General features: G+C 33.8%; 23 protein-coding genes. 10 read left to right on the top strand and 13 right to left on the bottom strand.

The annotated features are described in order from the left end of the window. Positions 1–147: 147 nt before the first annotated feature. The 4 genes from BR77_RS10890 to BR77_RS10875 form a co-directional block, all read right to left on the bottom strand. Positions 148–1,968: a P-loop NTPase fold protein gene (locus BR77_RS10890; protein WP_233463384.1), complete on the bottom strand. Its 1,821-nt coding sequence runs from the start codon at positions 1,966–1,968 to the stop codon at positions 148–150. A gap of 177 nt (positions 1,969–2,145) precedes the next feature. Next, the gene (locus BR77_RS10885) at positions 2,146–2,553 is read right to left on the bottom strand and encodes a hypothetical protein (RefSeq protein ID WP_035064960.1); all 408 of its coding nucleotides are present in this window, start codon (positions 2,551–2,553) and stop codon (positions 2,146–2,148) included. Continuing rightward, positions 2,550–3,446, bottom strand: a complete 897-nt coding sequence (locus BR77_RS10880) for a Tle-like phospholipase domain-containing protein (protein WP_035064958.1) — start codon at positions 3,444–3,446, stop codon at positions 2,550–2,552. Before BR77_RS10880 ends, BR77_RS10885 begins: the two co-directional genes overlap by 4 nt. Positions 3,447–3,464: 18 nt before the next feature. Further along, positions 3,465–3,704: a hypothetical protein gene (locus tag BR77_RS10875; RefSeq protein WP_035064955.1), complete on the bottom strand. Its 240-nt coding sequence runs from the start codon at positions 3,702–3,704 to the stop codon at positions 3,465–3,467. 134 nt (positions 3,705–3,838) lie between these two features. Here BR77_RS10875 and BR77_RS18325 point away from each other — a divergent pair, with 134 nt between their 5' ends. After that, positions 3,839–4,231, top strand: coding sequence for a DUF1433 domain-containing protein (locus BR77_RS18325; RefSeq protein ID WP_051926711.1), 393 nt, complete (start codon positions 3,839–3,841; stop codon positions 4,229–4,231). Between the two features lie 62 nt (positions 4,232–4,293). Here the strand turns inward: BR77_RS18325 and BR77_RS10865 are convergent, their stop codons facing one another. The 9 genes from BR77_RS10865 to rpmH all read right to left on the bottom strand — a co-directional run bounded on the left by BR77_RS10865 (position 4,294) and on the right by rpmH (position 9,338). Next, positions 4,294–4,497: a hypothetical protein gene (locus tag BR77_RS10865; RefSeq protein WP_035064952.1), complete on the bottom strand. Its 204-nt coding sequence runs from the start codon at positions 4,495–4,497 to the stop codon at positions 4,294–4,296. An 80-nt stretch (positions 4,498–4,577) separates the two neighbouring features. After that, positions 4,578–5,147: a YdeI/OmpD-associated family protein gene (locus BR77_RS10860; protein WP_257613201.1), complete on the bottom strand. Its 570-nt coding sequence runs from the start codon at positions 5,145–5,147 to the stop codon at positions 4,578–4,580. Beyond that, a complete protein-coding gene (locus BR77_RS19485) occupies positions 5,132–5,626 on the bottom strand; it encodes an alpha/beta fold hydrolase (protein WP_236700898.1) in 495 nt (164 codons plus the stop codon). The genes BR77_RS10860 and BR77_RS19485 overlap by 16 nt, the downstream gene beginning before the upstream one ends. Before the next feature lie 4 nt (positions 5,627–5,630). Continuing rightward, positions 5,631–6,062 (bottom strand): alpha/beta fold hydrolase, encoded by a 432-nt coding sequence (locus BR77_RS19480; RefSeq protein WP_236700897.1) that lies wholly within the window; start codon positions 6,060–6,062, stop codon positions 5,631–5,633. A gap of 369 nt (positions 6,063–6,431) precedes the next feature. Further along, entirely contained in the window at positions 6,432–6,824 is a 393-nt protein-coding gene (locus BR77_RS10850; RefSeq protein WP_229251493.1) for a hypothetical protein, read from the bottom strand. Between the two features lie 164 nt (positions 6,825–6,988). Beyond that, positions 6,989–7,726, bottom strand: a complete 738-nt coding sequence (gene jag / locus BR77_RS10845) for an RNA-binding cell elongation regulator Jag/EloR (RefSeq protein WP_035064946.1) — start codon at positions 7,724–7,726, stop codon at positions 6,989–6,991. A gap of 46 nt (positions 7,727–7,772) precedes the next feature. Further along, positions 7,773–8,609, bottom strand: coding sequence for a membrane protein insertase YidC (yidC, locus tag BR77_RS10840; RefSeq protein WP_010052315.1), 837 nt, complete (start codon positions 8,607–8,609; stop codon positions 7,773–7,775). Positions 8,610–8,645: 36 nt separating this feature from the next. After that, the gene (gene rnpA, locus BR77_RS10835; RefSeq protein WP_010052316.1) at positions 8,646–8,987 is read right to left on the bottom strand and encodes a ribonuclease P protein component; all 342 of its coding nucleotides are present in this window, start codon (positions 8,985–8,987) and stop codon (positions 8,646–8,648) included. A 216-nt stretch (positions 8,988–9,203) separates the two neighbouring features. Next, positions 9,204–9,338, bottom strand: a complete 135-nt coding sequence (gene rpmH, locus BR77_RS10830; RefSeq protein ID WP_010052317.1) for a 50S ribosomal protein L34 — start codon at positions 9,336–9,338, stop codon at positions 9,204–9,206. Positions 9,339–10,083: 745 nt separating this feature from the next. Here rpmH and dnaA point away from each other — a divergent pair. The 9 genes from dnaA (at position 10,084) to rpsR (ending at position 20,527) form a co-directional block, all read left to right on the top strand. Then, positions 10,084–11,424, top strand: a complete 1,341-nt coding sequence (dnaA, locus tag BR77_RS10825; protein WP_010052318.1) for a chromosomal replication initiator protein DnaA — start codon at positions 10,084–10,086, stop codon at positions 11,422–11,424. A gap of 223 nt (positions 11,425–11,647) precedes the next feature. Continuing rightward, positions 11,648–12,790, top strand: a complete 1,143-nt coding sequence (gene dnaN / locus BR77_RS10820; protein WP_010052320.1) for a DNA polymerase III subunit beta — start codon at positions 11,648–11,650, stop codon at positions 12,788–12,790. Positions 12,791–13,114: 324 nt separating this feature from the next. After that, entirely contained in the window at positions 13,115–13,357 is a 243-nt protein-coding gene (gene yaaA, locus BR77_RS10815) for a S4 domain-containing protein YaaA (RefSeq protein ID WP_010052323.1), read from the top strand. After that, a complete protein-coding gene (gene recF / locus BR77_RS10810) occupies positions 13,357–14,478 on the top strand; it encodes a DNA replication/repair protein RecF (protein WP_010052325.1) in 1,122 nt (373 codons plus the stop codon). The genes yaaA and recF overlap by 1 nt, the downstream gene beginning before the upstream one ends. Positions 14,479–14,501: 23 nt before the next feature. Next, positions 14,502–16,418 (top strand): DNA topoisomerase (ATP-hydrolyzing) subunit B, encoded by a 1,917-nt coding sequence (gene gyrB / locus BR77_RS10805; RefSeq protein ID WP_087064554.1) that lies wholly within the window; start codon positions 14,502–14,504, stop codon positions 16,416–16,418. 149 nt (positions 16,419–16,567) lie between these two features. Then, entirely contained in the window at positions 16,568–19,117 is a 2,550-nt protein-coding gene (gyrA, locus tag BR77_RS10800; protein ID WP_015075095.1) for a DNA gyrase subunit A, read from the top strand. Positions 19,118–19,359: 242 nt separating this feature from the next. Next, positions 19,360–19,659, top strand: coding sequence for a 30S ribosomal protein S6 (gene rpsF / locus BR77_RS10795; protein ID WP_010052328.1), 300 nt, complete (start codon positions 19,360–19,362; stop codon positions 19,657–19,659). A gap of 50 nt (positions 19,660–19,709) precedes the next feature. Beyond that, positions 19,710–20,261, top strand: coding sequence for a single-stranded DNA-binding protein (gene ssb / locus BR77_RS10790; RefSeq protein WP_010052330.1), 552 nt, complete (start codon positions 19,710–19,712; stop codon positions 20,259–20,261). A 29-nt stretch (positions 20,262–20,290) separates the two neighbouring features. Beyond that, the gene (rpsR, locus tag BR77_RS10785; protein ID WP_010052333.1) at positions 20,291–20,527 is read left to right on the top strand and encodes a 30S ribosomal protein S18; all 237 of its coding nucleotides are present in this window, start codon (positions 20,291–20,293) and stop codon (positions 20,525–20,527) included. The last annotated feature ends 83 nt before the right edge of the window (positions 20,528–20,610 follow it).

Here is a 20,610-nt window from a genome sequence, read left to right as displayed (position 1 = left end):
CTCCTTGTAATATTTATAGCAAAAACAGTAGTTAATGGTAATTTGATTTTGCCACAAGTATTGGCACAGTTTTAAACAAAAAAAATAGCCTTTTTAAGGCTATTTTTGAAATCAGCATAAACAAATGTTTTTGCCTATTGTTTACTATCACATATAATCAATTATTCCAATATCTGTAATTAAGCGATCTATTTTAATCACATTGTAAGAAGTTGGATATTTATCTTTTTGATTTAATAGCTCCTCTTGTATATATTGAAGCAATTTAGTTGTTTTTAAATTTTCCTTTTTATTTATTAATTCTTTGATGAAAATCTCACCTTCTCTATAATCAATAGAAATCAAGTCACTCACAATTTTTTTTGGCGAAAACTTTTTATTTTTTTCATCAAATATTAAACTTAAATCCAATTCATAATCAATTTCTTTCTTTTTTAGTTCAATTATTACTTTATTAAGTTTTTTTATTGAAGAACATTCATTTAGCTTCGCTTCCATATTTTTTTGATCATCCACTGAATTCATTACCATTAATTCTTTTTTTATTTTGACTAGTTCTCTACTATATTTATCCGGACTTAGAAATGAATAACCCATATAGCCTTCAGTATTAGAGTAAAACTTTGCTTTTGTTTCAAATCTTTTATTTTTGTCTGTAATTTCTTTAAATTCCTCAGGCACATACAAGTCCGATATACCTTTTTTATTTAAATATTCAACAATACATAGATAATGATATATTTCACCAATATCATATGACTCTCCTTCCATAATTTTATTTTTTATATCAATAATGTTCGTGATCCCATTTTTGGGTAAATCATATAAATTATCAAGAAATTTTTTAATTAGATTCATTGGTGAGTTTTCAACAATGCTTTTACTTCGTCTATTTTCTATTTCTATTTTTATTAGTTTAGAATATTTGCTAAAATCTCCTTTAGAATTAATATGCACCCATTCATCCATTAAGGGAGTACTAGTATCCATTCCACGAGATTTATAAAAATCCTGTAAAAATTGCTCTGAATCTAGTTTGATTTTTTTTGAGTCTATTGAATTTGTTACATAGAAAAAGTTGTTATTACTAAGATATGTTACCATCTTATTGTAAATAATTTTTTCAAAATATTCTTTATTATTCGTAACAAACTCATCATCAATATTCAAGTCATTGTAAATTTCTTCAATAAAGAAAATCACATCACTTAAAGCATATTGATAAATCCTTAAATTTGTATCTTGTTCTGTAATCGTATCTATTATCCTATTATTAATAAAATTTAGTGCATTAAAAACTAAAGATTTTCTTGCTTGTCCACTAATTTTACTTTTGTTTTCAAACTCTTTAGTAAAAACTTTAAATGCTGTATTAGCATCTGAGTATATTGAGAATTTTTTTCCGATAACTTTTTCTTTAAACTCAAAATATATGGTATTCTTTTCATTTTCATTTTTTAATTTTGATTCATTGCAAATAAGAATAACTTTCATCCCATTTTCAAATATTAAGCGGGAACAAAAACCAAGCATTTCAGAAAAGTTTATATCTGACCTTTCAAAATCATCAATTATAACTAAGCAATTTTTATTTTGTTTTATTATTTTTTCAAAATCTTTTTGATATATTTCTTTTATATCTTCACCACTTAAACCTGTTGTAAGTGGACCAAAATCAACATCTAATCGTGTGTTACCCCATAATTTTTTTAATGCCTTTTTAAACATGCCACTTTCTCCAGATATTGAATCTAGAATTAGATTTTCTAATTCTGATATTTTTCTTAATCCAAAAGCCGACACAGTATAAATTTGACTTCCAGTATTTTTTTTTGTTTCACAATATTTTTCAATAAAATAGCTTTTCCCTGTCCCCCATTCACCATCAATCATCACAGCAAATTTACTATTTTCATTTTCAATATAACTGTCTAAATAATTAACAATATGAAGATTATGCGTTAACATTGAGTCCAATTTATTCACTCCTGTTCATTCATTATTATTTACTATTTCTGTATTCTTAATTCTAATTAATTCTCTTTTGTATTCAAAATATGCTCCTAATTCAGCATTTTACTTGCTTTACGAAACATCATAACTAAAAATAAAACTACTATAGTTACCCCTCACTTCTAATTTAGATTAAAAGCCTTTCTTTCGGCCACTTAACTTCACCAAGCTACTATGATCATTTTTCACACCAATAATCGTTTTATTCTTGTTTGAAACTTTCACTCGATACTTGCTGCCAGCTGTTCCTTTAAAACAATTACGTGATTCATCCTTTACTGCAGTAATTTGAGTATTCGCACTTTCAAACGAGCTACTATTCTTATCCTTCAGTTTCTTGGTTTCTTCAATCATATCATCCATTTTAGCCTTGATAGCCTTCTTTAAAGCAGATTGTTGGGCCATTTTCTTTTCTGCTAACTCGTAAGCCTTATATTGTTCCTTCCAGGCATCGAGCAAAATTTTATTCGGGTGATCCTTTGCTTCTTCTCTAGCAATGTCTTTCTTAATGGTATCTTTTACGCCACTATACATACTCATTTAAAGTTCATCCTTTTCTCCGATAATTCCTTGTCTTTTGCTTCCATTACTATAGCTGCTTGATACGTGTCTCCGCCCAACTCGTCCATTTCTTTTTTAGCCTGCTCGATTCCACTTAACACATCATCCATTTTGTCAGGATCATGTAGATAGGGTTGGCCGTTTCGGCTAAATTTTGCAATGTCACGGATCATATCTTCAATTTCATACTCGCTTAATTCAGAATAGAGACCACCAGGCATGGCTTCATTCTTTAAACTTTTTTCAAAATAATAAAGCTCGTCGCCTTCAAACCATTGATAATCCAATAAATTTCTTTTAATAGAATCTAATTCTGATTCAATATGTCTAAAACGCCCGGACAATTCTTTTATCCGTTCCGGCGTATAAAAAATTTGTTCCGCACTCCCATTTTTAAATGCTGAAGAAAAATCTGTTGAGTTAAAACCAGCTTGGATATGAGCGTTCATCATATCCTTAAAAAAGTTCCCTGTTTTCTTTATGTTGTTCTTAATGTAGCGTTTCGTGCCGATTCGTGGACCTGGAGGGGAAAATGGAACAACATCGCCTTCATGAGCATAATCAAGAATTTGAGCATTGTACATACCAAGTAAGGCTTTTGCTTTTTCAACCGTATTTAACTCATGAAACGGATTAGCAGCTGCAAAGGTTGTCGCAAGTTTTCCAGACCTTATTGCACCAACAGTGGCTAATTTACCGCCTAAACTATGGCCAGTAAAACTTCCCACCCCATCTGGAGCTAATTGATCTCTAAATACTTTTTGAGAGAATTCAACAAATTCATTGGTTTGATTGATTCCTAAGTTCGGTGTATAAAACTGACCTATCCCTGTACCTTGATAGACATCCGCAACTAACCAATCTTGAACCACATCAAGAGCATTATTGCTTTATGATCCACGAGCAACAACCACAATCGTGTCATACTTTTTAGGATTTTTATTTTTTTGTGCTTCCCACTCTGAAAGTGGAACCACTGCAGCTGCTTGCAAACCACTTGGATTATTTATTGAATTTACTGTTACCCATTTCGAATTATCCTCTGGGTTATTGAAGATATGATTTAATGAAAGTGTTGAGTCATCATAGATTAAATTCGACAAACCCCAGTTTTGTGCATCTGATACCATGCTTTGTTCACCTCTTTTGATTTTATGATATACTGGTGTTACTAAATTAATTTTAAAAGGACATTAACTAAATGAAAAAAAATATAACTATCGTTTTGACAATACTATTAATTTTAACATGCGGAGGGTTATTAATGAACCAAAAACTAAAAAAAGATGAACAAACAAAAATAAAATATTTAAATCAAGTTAAACAAGATCAAGAACCTTATATTGAAAAGTACATTCGTTACTACTTTAACGACATCGATACAATCAGTTTAACAACTACTGAACAAATTCCTACTGGTGCTATTACTATTAAAGGATTTATTAATGATAATGAAAAATTAGACTTTACAGCGTTTATTGATAACCCTAAACCAGGTAGCAATATTGGGTTGAGCTATGGCGAGGAATTCTATGAGTTAACCAAACCCGAATCCGAAACTCCTGCAAAAAATATGGAAGAGATTCTAAAAGAGGAACGAAAGAAAAAAAGAGCTGAAGAAAAAACCAGTTCAACACAAAACTGGTTTAATATCTAAAAAATACCCCACTAAACTCTATTAGTGGGGATTTTTGCACTTCTATTTTAAAGTACTCTCAATCATTGCAGTAAACTCTTTTCTTTCTTATCAAGGCTAAAACGAATTTTAACCGCCTGTAAAAGTAGTAGCCAAATTCCCCACCAAACAATTCGTCTATGAGTTTTTAAAGCTATCTTTGTATTTATCCCAACCTCTCTTATTGTATATGCTAATGCTCCTCTATCATCTCTATTAGCTCTTATATTGATACCAAACTTCTTCATATATCAAGCAAAGCACTTCAACAAAATAGTAATCATAAATATCTTTGTGTTCTCTATAGGAATAAAACAAAAGAAGCAATCTAATATCTGAACTTTTCTCCTTTTTCCCATGAACCAATTAATCGATTCAATCTTCTCAGTCTGGTTTCTTCTTTTTTAGCACTCATTACCCACCAAATAGAATCTCTCTTGTAAGAAGGCGAAAGCTGATTAAAAAATTCCCAAGAACTTGAATTCTTTCTAATTTCATCCTCATATTCTTTCATTAGAGTAACGTTCCTATGAACTGAAGAATAACCTATTTCATCCTTTCTTTGATTAAAAACAGCCATTCCTTCAGGCCTCATTTGATTGAACTCTATCAGTTTATGCACCTTTTGCACATTAACTTTACTCCAGAGACTATTCGGTTTGCGTGGAGTAAAGCGAATTTTATAGCTGTCTTTATCAATCGTTTTTCGTATTCCATCAATCCAACCAAACGCTAATGCACAATCTACTGATTCGGACCAAGTGAGACTTCCTTTATTAGTCTTTTTCTTAAAAAAAACTACCCAAATTTCACTAGCTATTTGGTGATGAACATCCAACCAATCAATAAATTCTGTTTGATCACTGAAGAATAGAACTGCACTCATTTTCCCAACCATTCTAAAATCATTTGATTGAGCTCTTCCGGTCTTTCTTCTTGAATCCAATGACCAGCATCTAAACTCTTAATGTCTATATTAGGTACAAAATCTGTTATGTTTGGAAGTGGCGGAATAAGATCTTTCTCACCATAAACCATCAATGTTGGCTGATGAAGAATGGGCGATGCAGTAGCTAATAAATGCCAATTACGATTTAAATTTCTGTACCAATTGATGCTTGAAGTGAAACCCGTCTTATTGAAGGCTGCGATATAAACAGAAAGGTCCTCAGCACTCATAATAGGTTCACCTAATGGTTTGGTTGCTTTAGCTAGATGAAGCATTTCCATCCCTTCACTAGGACCTTGTGATGGAGCATTCTTTCGATATAGGTTACGAAGAAATTGTTCTACATTTTCGTCTAAGATAGCATCTGCAACTCCTGGTTGTTTGTTAAAATGAACAAAATAGTACTCGTCTCCAAAAACTTCTTCCATAAAATCAAGCCAAGGTCTCTCCTCGATCTTGGTAGGGCAAGCTTAAGTTAATCATTTTACTAACACGTTCTGGATATAACAAAGCCATACTCCAGACAACATTCGCGCCCCAATCGTGGCCCATAAAAATGGCATCTTTATATTGGTAATGATCCAACAAAGCAACAAGATCACCCGTTAAATGTTCAATATCATATTTTATGACTTCTTTTGGACGAGAAGACTCTCCATACCCTCGTTGATTAGGAATAATAACATGATAACCTGCTTCTACAAGAGGAGTCACTTGATATCGCCAAGAAAAGGCATGCTCTGGCCATCCGTGGCAAAGAACTATAGGTCGTCCCCAATTTTTTTGTCCAGCTTCAAAAACCTCTAGCTCCACACCATTAACTGAAATAAGTGTTGGCGTTGGAAATTCATAATTAATTGTCATTTAATATCCTCCTAGTTCAAATAAAAGTGTCTTGCAATAACAATATTACCATTGAGTTTTGACAACAGTCTGTCAGCTTTAAGAAACTAACTTAACAATATTTTTCAACCAACAATCTGAGTTTTAAAGTAATTTTTTTCTGTATTTCTTTGGAAGCCACTATATATTCTTCAAAACTAACTATACTTTTTAACTATGTTCAATGTAGACTCCGCTTGTTTTTTGAAACTATCATCCTTTTATAAACCTGTCGCCACAACGCAAAAAAGCAGCTTGAGAATCCCTCTCAAACTGCTTTTTAGACTATTATCTTAAAAATGAACCAGTGACATTGACTAACCTAAAACTAGGATACATTTGGATAGTGTTTTATATTTTTTCATCCCGATACCAAGACCAACCAATTTTTTCAAGAAACTTTTTTACCTTGCAATACATTCTTCTAAACCAGATATTGCTTATTTTCTTTAAAATACTCATTTTGGCTTCATTAGGAGACTTTTTTATTCTTTTTCTTTTTTCTTTATTTTTTGAATTCTCCATATTCTTATCTCGCCACTTACCAACTGAGTCTAAACGCTCTTTTTTTTCCGTTCTTTCTGCAACGTCTAGCGATTTTTCAACTGAAATGACTTGTAGTTTTGAATATTCATTTGTTTTTTGCTTATGCTTATTTTCTTCAAATTTTACAGCACTCGCTTTAGGCTGAAATAAAATAAAAATCAGGCAAGTTATACTAAATCCCATCAAAATATATTTCATCATTCTCCTCCTAGATCAAACGAGTTTCATTACTATGTATCCATCTAATTTATTATACCATACGTACATTAATAGGTTTAGTTAAGTAATTAACTTTAAGTTATCTTTACAAAAAAAAGATGCCATGATTCTACTCATTAGCATCTTCTTTAGTTCAAACTCAATTAAAATCTTTTTTTTGTAGGCTCAACGACTAGATAGCGGTGAGGCTCGTTGCCCTCTGAGTGGGTCGACAACTTATCATTCTTACTTATATAAAAATGAATTTGTTTTCGCTCAAATGCAGGCATAGGCTCTAGGAAAACAGCTTGGTTTGTACGCAAAACTTTTTCAGAGGTTCGATCAGCTAATTGTTTTAAAACGGCCTCACGACGCTCACGATAGTCTCCAACATTAACAATTGCTGTCAATTTACTTTTGGCATGGCGATGCATTAAAACTTGAGCTAATGACTGCAAAGCATTTAAGACTTTGCCATGTTTGCCAATCACTAAACCAGGTTTTTGCGTTTCCATATGAAAAATAACTTGGTCTTGCACAACATCTACTTGAACAGTTGACGGTGCACCCATTTCAGTTGCAATACTCGTTAAATAATCACTAATAGCTTTAAAAGCAATCTCATCATTGCGCTCTTCCACTTCAACTACAGGATTGACTTCTTGAGTCTGTTTTTCAACTTCCAACTCTGGAACATCTGTTGATTCTGTTACACTTGGAGTTTCTTTGACTAGTTTGGGACTTATCTCAACAATCGCATCTTTTTTACCAAAACCTAAAATGCCTTTTTTACCTTCAAAAATAATTGTAATTTGAGCTTCATCTTTTTTTAGTCCAAGTTTTTTTAAACCATTTGAAACAGCTTCTTCAACCGTCGTTCCTGTCGCAGTATATTTTTCCATCTGTTTTCCCTCCATTTCTATCTATATCCCTACTTACATTTTTAATCTAACGTTTTTTATTGCGTTTTTTCTTAGGATTTTTTGCTTTTTCTAATGCTTTTTGATAGTCACGCTCAGCTTTAATTTTATCTTCACGCTCACGTTTAATCTTAAATGGATTATTTAATAGTAACGTTTGTCCTACTGAGAAGGCATTCCCAACTACCCAGTATAATGATAAGGCACTTGGTAAGCTAATCCCCATAAATAGGATCAAAGCAGGCATCATATACAACATTGCACTCGTCGTTGGGTTTGATTCTGCTTGGCTCATTGTTGAAAGCTTCGTTGTTGCAAATGTTAAGATCGCTGCTAAAATTGGTAAAATGAAATAAGGATCTCGTGAACCTAAATCCATCCATAAAAACTGACCCGTTTTCAATACATCAGTTCGGCTAATCGCTTGGTACATCGCCATTAAGACTGGCATTTGGACTAACATTGGCAAACAACCCATGACTGGATTAACGCCAGCTGCTGAATATAATTTTTGTGTTTCTTCTTTTAATTTATTTTGAGTTTCAGTATCTTTGGAAGCATATTTTTGTTGCAAAGCCTTTAATTGAGGCTGCATTTCACTCATTTTACGTGTACTTTTTGTTTGATGGTGCATTAAAGGTAATAGAATAATTCGAATAATTATTGTGAAAACAATTATCCCTAATCCATAACTACCAAAGAAAATATTAGATAAACTCGTAATGGCTCTTGAAAAATTCCATACGACATACTGATCCCAAAAACCTGTACTATCTGCTGTTATTGGTGATGTTCCACACCCAGTTAGAACAACCATCAAAACAATGGAAGCTAACACTATAAGTAATCGCTTACGTTTACGCACTATTTTTTCCCTCACTTTTACATAAATTAACGCTCTTTATTTGTTGATCATTTTGGCTAATTTCAACACATGGGTTAAACTTTTTTTAACTTCTTTAGTTGACATACCAGCTGCTGGAACACGAGCAATTACGATAAAATCTTTATCTGCCTTCAGTTCACTTTTCAGCTCCGTTAAACTCTGTCTAATTCTTCGCTTAACAGCATTACGCGCAACTGCGTTACCAACTTTTTTTCCAACCGATAAACCCACTCGAAAATGTTCTTGGTTCTCTTTATTTAATGTATAAATAATAAATTGTCGATTAGCTGTTGATTTACCTTTATGAAAAACTTTTTGGAAATCAGCTTCTTTTTTCACTCGATAAGCTTTTCTCATAAACAATCTCTCATCTCTATCTTTTCTTTCATCATACCATAATTCATCTCTAAATTTGACTGTCTTCTTATAATAATACACACAGTTGATTACCTAGCAAAGAAACACCTTACTAAAATTGAAAATCTCAGGGTCTTTAGAATGCTTTCTATTTCACTAATAGACTTAAAAAAATCTATTTTGATAGAAAAAAAGACCACTGAGACGTTCAGTGATCTATGCAGACAATTCTTTTCTGCCTTTACGGCGTCTACTTTGTAATACTCGACGTCCATTTTTAGTACTCATACGTTTACGGAAACCATGTACTTTTTGACGTTTACGTTTTTTAGGTTGGTAAGTTCTTTTCATTCGTAATACACCTCCTGTAAAAACTATCTCTTTATATTCAGTTCTACTTTTCTCAAAGACAGTCTTGATTATTATAACGAAGCAAAAATAGTCTTGTCAAGTGCAACTCGTCTACTTTCATTCACTCACTCAAATATAATAGCATAAATGTTATCAATAAGAAACCTATTTTCGCGATATTTATTATAAAAGCCCCTCGATTTTAATTAAAATCCAACTTTTTTCTAAAGATAAGGCTTTCAAAAAATAATTACTACCTATTATCTGAGTCATTATTTTTTAAATCTCATTTTTTATCTCTTTCTCTTATCTTTAAAATTTGGCTAAAAAAAATTCATTCGCTTCAATTATTTTTACATTTTTATTTTTCAATCAAATTGTCCACATCTCCCTTTTTTTATCCACAAACGTCTCGAATAACTTTTTCCACAGTAAAATTTAATTTTGAGTTAGATTCTAATTATCCACAAGTACACAGATTGTGCACTACTTTTATACCCACCTCAACATTTTTTGTTAACAATCCGTGAAACACCTTTTGTTACAAGGTTTCAAAACCATTTTCTATCCACAAAAGAAAAGGAAAACTCATTTTTTTAAAAGTTATACACACTATTTTTTCGTCCTGTGGAAAACTTTTACCCAGTGATTTTATAAATTTTCAACAGATTGCAACTACTTGTGGAAAACTTTCAGTTAAAATGCTAAAATAGTTAAGACACACTTATAAAGGAGGTTCGTTTTTGTGGATGACTTACAGAGCCTATGGAACTATCTAAAAGAAAGATTTAAAGAATCGCTTGCCGAAGTCAGTTATAACACTTGGGTTAAAAGTGCCCATCCAATTCGAATAACCGAGCAAAACATTATTATTGAAGTTCCTTCATCCTTACACAAAGATTATTGGGAAAAAAATTTAACGACACGAATCGTTGAAAACATTTACGAATACTCAGGTCGTGAAATTTCACCTTTATTCATTATTAAAAATGAGCAAGACTCTACAGATAATTCTTCATTTGAAAATAATTCATCTATTTCTAAAAAAGATGGTCCTAGAAAAGATGCTTTGCTAAATGATAAATACACCTTCGAAACTTTTGTTATCGGAAAAGGGAACCAGATGGCTCATGCAGCTGCTCTAGTCGTAGCTGAAGAACCTGGAACTATTTACAATCCGTTATTCTTCTATGGAGGAGTTGGATTAGGTAAAACACATTTGATGCACGCTATTGGTCATCAAATGCTACTAATCAATCCGGATGCTAAAGTAAAATATGTCAGTAGTGAAACATTTGCTAATGACTTTATTAATTCTATTCAAACAAAGTCACAAGAAAAATTCCGAAATGAATATAGAAGCGTTGATTTATTATTAGTTGATGATATTCAATTTTTCGCGGATAAAGAAGGAACACAAGAAGAGTTCTTCCATACATTTAATGCCTTGTATGATGAACGTAAACAAATTGTCCTAACAAGTGATCGTTTACCAAATGAGATTCCTAAACTGCAAGAACGTCTTGTTTCAAGATTCGCATGGGGCTTATCAGTTGATATTACGCCACCTGACCTAGAAACGAGAATTGCGATTCTACGTAAAAAAGCCAATGCTGAACGTTTAGAAATTCCAGGTGATACCTTAAGCTATATCGCCGGACAGATTGATTCCAATATTCGAGAATTAGAAGGGGCTTTAGTTCGAGTACAAGCCTATGCAGCTATTGAAAGTCGTGATATCACAACTAGCTTAGCTGCAGATGCTTTGAAAAGTATTTTGCCCTCAAATAAACCAACAACCTTATCAATTTTAGAAATTCAAAGCGTCGTAAGTAAGTACTACCAAATCGCATTAAGTGACTTAAAAGGCAAGAAGCGTGTTAAATCAATTGTTGTCCCTCGTCAGATTGCTATGTACTTATCAAGAGAGCTAACTTCAAATTCACTTCCAAAAATTGGAGCTGAATTCGGTGGTAAAGATCATACAACTGTCATTCATGCATATGAAAAAATAGATCATGCCTTAACAAAGGATGAAGAATTACGCCGTGATATAGAAGAAATAAAAAATAAATTAAGCAGTTAAGTTGTTCGTTTTAGCCCTAATTTTAAGTTATTTTTCATTCCACGTCATAATTGACTATGTGGATAACTTTAAAACTTATCTGCTATTTATGCACAAGTTATACACATGTGGAAAACTATTAGGCTCTAAGTGTTACTCCATTTTTCCACAGTATCAACAGGCCCTACTACTATTACTAAGTATTTATTAAATAAATTAAACCAATTTGTGGAGGTTATTATCAATGAAATTTTCAATCAAAAGAAGTGAGTTTTTAAAAAGTTTAGCAGACGTTCAACGTGCTATTTCATCTCGTACAACAATTCCAATTTTGACAGGTTTAAAAATTATGGCTTCAGAAGAAGGACTAACTTTAACAGGTAGTGATTCTGATATTTCAATTGAAGCTTTTATTTCTCAAGAAGATGAAAAAAATAATTTAACCATTGATCAAGCTGGTAGTATTGTTTTACAAGCTCGCTTCTTTAGTGAAATTGTTAAAAAATTACCTGATGAAATGATGGAAGTCGAAGTATTAGATCATTTCCAAACATTGATCACATCTGCTAATGCCTCATTTACGGTTAATGGCTTAGATGCAAACAATTATCCGCACTTACCAGTCATTGATACACAAGAAACATTTGTCTTACCTGTTAATTTATTTAAACAAGTCATTGGACAAACAGTTATTGCTATTTCAACACATGAAAGTCGTCCAATTTTAACGGGTGTGAATATGGTCATTGAACATGGTAAATTATTAGCAGTTGCAACAGATAGTCACCGTTTAAGTCAACGAATTATTCCATTGGAACTAAATAGCGCTTTAGCTGATCAAAAGTATAACGTTATTATTCCAGGAAAAAGCTTAATTGAATTGTCTCGAACATTGGATGATTCACATGACAATATCGAAATGATGATTACTGAGAACCAAGTTCTATTTAAAATGGAAAATATGCTTTTCTACTCACGTTTACTAGAAGGCTATTACCCAGACACTGCTCGTTTAATTCCAGAAACAGCCTCAACTGAAATTGTATTTAATGCAAGTTCATTGTTAGGATCGATTGAACGTGCTTCATTACTTTCTCATGAAGGTAAAAATAATGTTGTTAAAGTTTCTATTACTCCTGATTTAGTTGAAATTTCTGGTAATTCTCCAGATGTTGGGAATGTTAAAGAGGAACTTGCTTATATTTCTGTTGAAGGTGAACCAATTGATCTTTCATTTAACCCAGATTACATGAAAGATGCCTTAAGAACTTTCGGACAAACAGATATTCGCATTAAATTCACTTCACCTGTTCGACCATTTATTTTAGTTCCAAGTGAAGATGATAAAACCTTTATTCAACTAATTACACCAGTCAGAACTTTTTAAAAAATAATCAAATAGAGTTAAAAAAATTCACGCATTGAATTTTTTTAACTCTATTTTTTTCATTTTAGAACGAATTCAAATGAGATTTTGAGGAAAAATTATGAATAACCTATTAAAATACCCCCTATTTTTCGATATAAGCACTTTTTTTTAATTTAAGGTCTTTTTTTAAAAGAGTAACAAAATGCAAAATAGCCCTCAAATAATCAGAATTACATTGTAAAATAGGTGTGTTAATGGTATAATTAAGGATAACCAAAATACTGAATTGCGTGGATTTACAACCATATTTCCGCGCTTATTTTATTGAGAGTAGGTGAGCTTGTGAAAGAGACCGTTTATATTGACAGTGAATTTATTACGTTAGGGCAATTATTAAAACATGTGAATATTATTAGTAGTGGTGGGATGGCTAAATGGTATTTAGCTGAACATACTGTTTTATTAGATAATGAAGTCGAAAATCGCCGAGGAAAGAAAATTTTTCCTGGTTCAATCGTCGAAATTCCTGATGAAGGAACTTATTTTATTCAAGATGCTAGTCAATCCCAAAAGGCTGAAGATTAATGTTTTTAGAAGAAATTAAACTCACTCAGTATCGCAACTATGAGGCTGCGGAAGTTCAATTTTCAGAAGGCATTAATGTTTTTTTGGGTGAAAATGCCCAAGGGAAAACCAATTTAATGGAAGCCGTCTACGTTTTAGCTATGACAAGAAGCCACAGAACGTCTAATGATAAGGAATTAATATTTTGGAACCAAGAGTTCGCTAAGATTAGTGGACGCATTCAAAAGAAAAATTCCTCCTTCCCATTGGAAATTGTCGTTTCTAATAAAGGCAAGAAAGCTAAATTTAATCACTTGGAACAAAAAAAATTAAGTGATTATCTAGGGAAACTAAATGTCATTTTATTTGCTCCCGAAGATTTATCTTTAGTCAAAGGATCACCAGCTATCAGACGTAAATTTCTCGATATGGAAATGGGACAAATGAATCCCATTTATTTGCATAATCTTGTAAATTATCAACATATTTTAAAACAACGAAATCAATATTTAAAGCAATTAATGATGAAAAAAGCCAAAGATCTAACCTTTTTAGAAGTTTTGACTGAACAGCTAGCCACTTATGGCGCCGAGATTTTACTAGAACGGCTTTCTTTTGTAAAAAAATTAGAAAAGTGGGCTCAGCCAATTCATCATGAAATTTCTAGGGAACGTGAAGATTTAGTGATTGAGTACCAATGCAGTTTGCCACTCACAAATGAGTTGGATAAAGCCAGTATTTATCAGGATTTACTTGCTGCATTTGAAAAAGGTCGAAAACGTGAGCTGGATCAAGGGAGTACGATAGTTGGGCCTCACCGTGATGATTTAAAATTCCTAGTCAATAATCAAAATGTTCAAACATATGGTTCACAAGGACAACAGCGAACAACAGCTTTAAGCATCAAGCTCGCTGAAATTGATTTAATGAGAGAGATTACAGGAGAATATCCAATTCTTTTATTAGATGACGTGTTATCTGAATTAGATGATGAACGGCAAACGCACTTACTTAAAGCGATTGAAAATAAAGTTCAAACTTTCTTAACCACAACAAGTTTGGATGGAATTAAAAAAAATATTTTGAAAGCACCTCGTGTTTTTCAAGTTAGTAGTGGTCATGTAGAAATGGAGAGTGAATAAACGTGTCGGAAGAAACAAGAGATATGGATGCATTAGCGCAAGAATATGATGCCAGTCAAATTCAAGTTTTAGAAGGATTAGAAGCCGTACGTAAACGTCCAGGGATGTATATTGGATCAACAAGTGGTCAAGGATTACACCATTTAGTTTGGGAAATCGTAGATAACTCAATTGATGAAGCCTTAGCAGGTTTTGCTAGTGAGATTAATGTCATTATCGAAGAAGATAACAGTATTACGGTTATTGATGATGGTCGTGGGATTCCAATCGGGATTCAAGCTAAAACAGGTCGTCCAGCTGTTGAAACGGTGTTTACTGTTTTACATGCCGGAGGTAAATTTGGCGGTGGAGGATACAAAGTTTCTGGTGGACTTCATGGTGTTGGATCTTCAGTTGTAAATGCACTCTCAACGATATTAGAAGTAATGGTTCATAAAGATGGCAAAATTCATTACCAAAAGTTCCATCAAGGAAAAGTTGGCGAAGATTTAAAAATTATTGGCGATACTGATCGTCAAGGAACAACTGTCCATTTTGTACCAGATCCTGAAATTTTTACTGAAACAACAGTCTTTGAATTTGAAAAATTATCAACCCGTGTCCGTGAGTTAGCGTTCTTAAATAAAGGCTTGAAAATTTCAATTGAAGACAAACGTGAAGGTCAAGAAACGTTAAAAGAATTCCATTATGAAGGCGGAATTAAGAGTTATGTAGAACACTTAAATCACAACAAAACCGTTCTTTTTGAGGATCCAATCTATATTGAAGGTGAGCAACAAGGGATTGTTGTTGAAGCAGCGATGCAATATACAGATGGATATCATACAAACTTGTTGAGTTTTGCTAACAACATTCACACTTATGAAGGTGGAACTCACGAATCAGGTTTTAAAACAGCCTTGACGCGTGTCATCAATGATTATGCTCGTAAAAGCAAGTTGATGAAAGAAAATGAAGAAAACTTAACAGGTGAAGATGTGCGAGAAGGATTGACAGCTGTCATTTCAATTAAGCACCCAGATCCACAGTTTGAAGGACAAACAAAAACAAAATTAGGGAATTCTGAAGCGCGTACGATTACAGACCGTTTGTTCTCGGCTCATTTTGATAAATTCCTAATGGAGAATCCTCAAGTTGCTCGTCGTGTCATTGAAAAAGGGATTTTAGCATCAAAAGCTCGCTTAGCTGCTAAACGTGCCCGTGAAGTAACACGTAAGAAGAGTGGTCTAGAAATCAGTAATTTACCTGGTAAATTAGCCGATTGTTCAAGTAAAGATCCTAGTATTAGTGAAATTTTCATCGTCGAAGGAGATTCCGCTGGTGGATCAGCAAAACAAGGCCGTTCACGCCTATTCCAAGCTATTTTGCCAATTCGTGGGAAAATTTTAAACGTTGAAAAAGCAACCTTAGATAAAATTTTAGCCAATGAAGAAATCCGTTCTTTATTTACGGCTATGGGTACCGGATTTGGTGGAGACTTTGATGTATCAAAAGCTCGTTACCATAAATTAGTCATTATGACCGATGCCGATGTCGATGGTGCGCATATCCGCACGTTATTGCTGACTTTATTCTACCGTTACATGCGTCCAGTTGTTGAAGCAGGTTATGTGTATATTGCTCAACCACCGTTGTATCAAGTCCGCCAAGGAAAGAAAATGGTTTACTTGGATTCAGATGCTGAACTAGAAGCTTACTTGAAAGAAATTCCAGCACAACCAAAACCAGTAATCCAACGTTATAAAGGATTGGGTGAGATGGATGCTGAACAACTTTGGTCAACAACCATGGATCCAGAACGTCGTAGAATGTTACAAGTAACAGTTGATGACGCGATTGAAGCAGATCAAGTTTTTGAAATGCTAATGGGTGATCGTGTTGAACCACGCCGTAAGTTTATTGAAGAAAATGCTGTTTACGTACAAAATCTGGATATCTAACAGACGATTATTCGTTTGGAGAACTACTAGTTAATTTTAGTAAAGAACGTCTAATGGACTAAAACCAGTTAATTTTTCATAAACTAGCGACCCTATGTTAAGCATACGAACTGAGTACTGCTTTTCTAAAATGAGGAGGATTTTATAGAATGGCCGAAGAATTTAAAGAGAATATCTCCGAAATTAATTTAACCAAAGAAATGCGAACTTCATTCTTGGATTATGCCATGAGTGTTATTGTTGCCCGCGCTTTGCCAGATGTACGAGATGGCATGAAGCCAGTTCATCGTCGAATTTTATATGGAATGAATGAATTAGGCGTTACGCCTGATAAACCGTACAAAAAATCTGCGCGTATTGTTGGAGATGTTATGGGGAAATACCATCCCCATGGAGATAGTGCGATATATGAATCAATGGTACGGATGGCACAGCCATTTAGTTACCGAAATACATTGGTTGATGGACACGGAAACTTTGGGTCTGTCGATGGAGATGGAGCAGCTGCTATGCGGTATACGGAAGCCCGTATGTCGAAAATAGCGATGGAGATGCTGCGTGATATCAATAAGGATACAATTGACTACCAAGACAACTACGATGGCTCAGAACGCGAACCAGAGGTCTTACCGGCACGCTTTCCTAACTTACTAGTCAATGGAGCTACCGGTATTGCGGTAGGGATGGCAACTAATATTCCGCCACACAATTTATCAGAAGTTATTTCAGCACTGCACATCTTGATGAACAATCCTGATGCAACAACAGCTGATTTGATGGAAGTATTACCTGGCCCAGATTTCCCAACTGGGGGATTAGTGATGGGTAAATCTGGAATTCGTCGTGCATATGAAACGGGTCGAGGATCAATTACAATCCGAGCAAAAGTAGAAATTGAAATTCTAAAAAATGGTAAAGAGCGGATTGTTGTTCACGAATTGCCTTACATGGTGAATAAAGCGAAATTAGTTGAACGAATTGCTGATTTAGCTCGTGAAAAACGAATTGAAGGAATCACTGATTTAGGTGATGAATCCGATCGAGATGGTATGCGTGTAGTCATTGATGTCCGTCGTGATGTTAGTGCCAGTGTTGTTTTAAATAACCTATACAAATTAACGCCAATGCAAACTTCTTTTGGTTTCAACATGTTAGCAATTGTTAAAGGTGTGCCAAAAGTACTAAGTTTAAAATCTATTTTAGAAAATTATTTAGAGCATCAAGAAATTGTGATTCGTCGTAGAACAGAATTTGATAAGCGTAAAGCTGAAGCACGTGCGCATATTTTAGAAGGTTTACGAATTGCTTTAGATCACATTGATGAAATCATCAAAATTATTCGTGGCTCTAAAACAGGTGAGATTGCCAAAAATGAATTGATGGAACGTTTCAGTTTATCTGAAAAACAAGCGCAAGCCATTTTAGATATGCGTATGGTACGTTTAACTGGTTTAGAGCGAGATAAAATTGAAGCTGAATACAATGACTTAGTTGAATTGATTAAAGATTTAACAGACATTTTAGCCAGCAGCACACGAATTCATACCATTATTGAAACTGAATTACTTGAAATTCAAGATAGATTTGCGGATCCTCGTAGAACCGAGCTATTAGTTGGCGAAGTGCTAAGTTTAGAAGATGAAGATCTAATCGAAGAAGAAGATATTGTCATAACTTTAACTCATAATGGCTATATTAAACGTTTGCCTAATAATGAATTTAGAGCACAGCGTCGCGGTGGTCGTGGAGTTCAAGGAATGGGCGTTCATGATGATGATTTCATTGAAAAATTAATTTCATGTTCAACTCATGACACGTTATTATTCTTTACAAATAACGGAAAAGTTTACCGCGCTAAAGGATATGAAATTCCAGAATATGGCCGTACAGCAAAAGGTATTCCAGCGATTAACTTACTAGGAATTGATTCTGGTGAGAAAATCCAAGCGATTATCAATGTTAAAGGACAAGCAGCAGACAATCATTTCCTATTCTTCACAACACTTAAAGGTGTAGTGAAACGGACGTCTGTTAGCGCATTTGCCAATATTCGTAGCAACGGACTAAAATCAATTGTTCTTAGAGAAGACGATGAACTGATGAATGTTTGTGTAACGGATGGCGATCAAAATGTGATTATTGGAACACATTTAGGTTATGCTGTAACCTTTAATGAAAATACGGTTCGTGATATGGGACGTAGTGCAAGTGGTGTTCGTGGGATTCGTTTACGTGAAGATGACTACGTTGTTGGAATGGACGTAATGAAACCTGATTCAGAAGTTCTTGTGATTACTGAAAATGGCTATGGAAAACGAACTAAAGCTAGTGAATACCCAATTAAAGGTCGTGGTGGTAAAGGAATCAAAACTGCTAATATTACGGCTAAAAATGGAAATCTTGCTGGATTGACAACAGTAAATGGCGAAGAAGACATTATGCTGATTACCAATACAGGAGTTATTATTAGATTTGATGTTGATACCGTCTCTCAAACAGGTCGAGCAACCTTAGGAGTACGATTAATTCGTGTTGGTGAGGATGCAATTGTTTCGACAATGGCTAAAGTAGATGCTGAACCAATTGAAGAAGAAGTAGAAACAGAAACAACTCCTATAGTATCTGAAGCTAGTAATGAATTAGATGATTCAAATACAGCTGAAGAAATAGAAAATGATACAGATTTAGATCAAGAATAAAAATTATGTGATGCTCTTTGAAGTTAGATTTTTAGTCTAACTGCAAAGAGCATTTTTTATAGAATTACAATTAATATTCCTTTTGTTATTTTTAATATAGATAAAATAAAAATGGTTTAAACTATTGATATTCCTTGATAAAAATGTTACACTGATAGGACGTGAGTAATCTATCTTATAGAATGCTCTCCTTGCTCTTTTGAAATCAAAAGAGCCAAAGTCCATAAGGAGGTGACAGTCAGATGAGTCAAACAGCAAAGTATGAAATTAATTACATTATCCGTCCTAACATTGAAGAGGCAGCGAAAGCAGCTCTTGTTGAACGCTTCGATACTATCTTAAAAGATAATGGCGCTGAAATAATCGAATCTAAAGACTGGTCGAAACGCCGTTTAGCTTACGAAATTAAAGATTTCCGCGAGGGAATTTACCATATCGTTAAGTTAACTGCAACTGATGCAGCGGCTATCAATGAATTTGATCGTCTAGCTAAGATTAGTGATGATATTATTCGTCATATCGTAATTAGAGAAGAAGTGTAATGTTAAAAATGTTTCACATGAAACATTTTAATGGAAGGAGCTAACAAAAGATGATTAACAGAGTTGTTTTAGTTGGAAGATTAACAAAAGATGCAGATTTACGATATACTTCTAGTGGTACAGCCGTTGCTTCTTTTACTGTGGCAGTCAATAGACAGTTTACAAACCAGAGTGGGGAACGCGAAGCTGATTTTATCAACTGTGTAGCATGGAGAAAAACTGCTGAAACACTTGCTAATTTTACACGCAAAGGGTCTTTAGTTGGAGTGGAAGGTCGTATTCAAACACGGTCTTACGATAACCAACAAGGGCAACGTGTTTATGTTACTGAGGTGGTTGTTGATACGTTCTCAATGCTTGAGTCAAAATCAACAAATGAGCAACGTCAAAGTCATGATACAAGTGGTAGTAATGGTGGGGCAACTAGTCCTTCTAAACCTTCACAACAATCAGGTGGCTATCAACAAAATTCTTATAACAGCAACGCAAATAATCAATCTTCAGCTCCTCAACAACAATATCAAAATTCCAATCGGAATGAGGATCCATTTGCTTCAAGTGGACAACCTATTGATATCTCAGATGATGACTTACCATTCTAAACAGAATGGAATGAAAAGGAGGATTAATAATGGCTCAACAACGTAGAGGCGGACGCAAGCGCCGTAAAGTTTGTTATTTCACAGCAAACCATATTGATAATATTGATTACAAAGATGTTGAATTGTTGAAACGCTTTGTTTCTGAAAGAGGTAAAATTTTACCTCGTCGTGTTACAGGAACATGCGCTAAACACCAACGTAAATTAACAATTGCAATTAAACGTGCTCGTATTATGGGATTATTACCATTCGTATCAGCTGAATAATAGAAATTGTAGGTCGTGATGTAAATCACGACTTTTTTATTTTAAAAAATAAGTCGAAATAAGAGATGAATTACTGAATCTAT

This window comes from Carnobacterium maltaromaticum DSM 20342, assembly GCF_000744945.1.
Classification (GTDB): domain Bacteria; phylum Bacillota; class Bacilli; order Lactobacillales; family Carnobacteriaceae; genus Carnobacterium; species Carnobacterium maltaromaticum.
Note: the sequence above shows the minus strand (reverse complement) of the source record. Positions and strands in the feature narration are given on the sequence as shown.

Coding starts and splice junctions, on each gene's coding strand:
- BR77_RS10890 (WP_233463384.1), bottom strand. CDS start 1,968: ATGTTAACGCATAATCTTCATATTGTTAATTATTTAGACAGTTATATT.
- BR77_RS10885 (WP_035064960.1), bottom strand. CDS start 2,553: ATGAGTATGTATAGTGGCGTAAAAGATACCATTAAGAAAGACATTGCT.
- BR77_RS10875 (WP_035064955.1), bottom strand. CDS start 3,704: ATGGTATCAGATGCACAAAACTGGGGTTTGTCGAATTTAATCTATGAT.
- BR77_RS18325 (WP_051926711.1), top strand. CDS start 3,839: ATGAACCAAAAACTAAAAAAAGATGAACAAACAAAAATAAAATATTTA.
- BR77_RS10865 (WP_035064952.1), bottom strand. CDS start 4,497: ATGAAGAAGTTTGGTATCAATATAAGAGCTAATAGAGATGATAGAGGA.
- BR77_RS10860 (WP_257613201.1), bottom strand. CDS start 5,147: ATGGTTGGGAAAATGAGTGCAGTTCTATTCTTCAGTGATCAAACAGAA.
- BR77_RS19485 (WP_236700898.1), bottom strand. CDS start 5,626: ATGGAAGAAGTTTTTGGAGACGAGTACTATTTTGTTCATTTTAACAAA.
- BR77_RS19480 (WP_236700897.1), bottom strand. CDS start 6,062: ATGACAATTAATTATGAATTTCCAACGCCAACACTTATTTCAGTTAAT.
- BR77_RS10850 (WP_229251493.1), bottom strand. CDS start 6,824: ATGAAATATATTTTGATGGGATTTAGTATAACTTGCCTGATTTTTATT.
- jag (WP_035064946.1), bottom strand. CDS start 7,726: ATGGAAAAATATACTGCGACAGGAACGACGGTTGAAGAAGCTGTTTCA.
- rnpA (WP_010052316.1), bottom strand. CDS start 8,987: ATGAGAAAAGCTTATCGAGTGAAAAAAGAAGCTGATTTCCAAAAAGTT.
- rpmH (WP_010052317.1), bottom strand. CDS start 9,338: ATGAAAAGAACTTACCAACCTAAAAAACGTAAACGTCAAAAAGTACAT.
- dnaN (WP_010052320.1), top strand. CDS start 11,648: ATGAAATTTTCAATCAAAAGAAGTGAGTTTTTAAAAAGTTTAGCAGAC.
- recF (WP_010052325.1), top strand. CDS start 13,357: ATGTTTTTAGAAGAAATTAAACTCACTCAGTATCGCAACTATGAGGCT.
- gyrB (WP_087064554.1), top strand. CDS start 14,502: ATGGATGCATTAGCGCAAGAATATGATGCCAGTCAAATTCAAGTTTTA.
- gyrA (WP_015075095.1), top strand. CDS start 16,568: ATGGCCGAAGAATTTAAAGAGAATATCTCCGAAATTAATTTAACCAAA.
- rpsF (WP_010052328.1), top strand. CDS start 19,360: ATGAGTCAAACAGCAAAGTATGAAATTAATTACATTATCCGTCCTAAC.
- ssb (WP_010052330.1), top strand. CDS start 19,710: ATGATTAACAGAGTTGTTTTAGTTGGAAGATTAACAAAAGATGCAGAT.
- rpsR (WP_010052333.1), top strand. CDS start 20,291: ATGGCTCAACAACGTAGAGGCGGACGCAAGCGCCGTAAAGTTTGTTAT.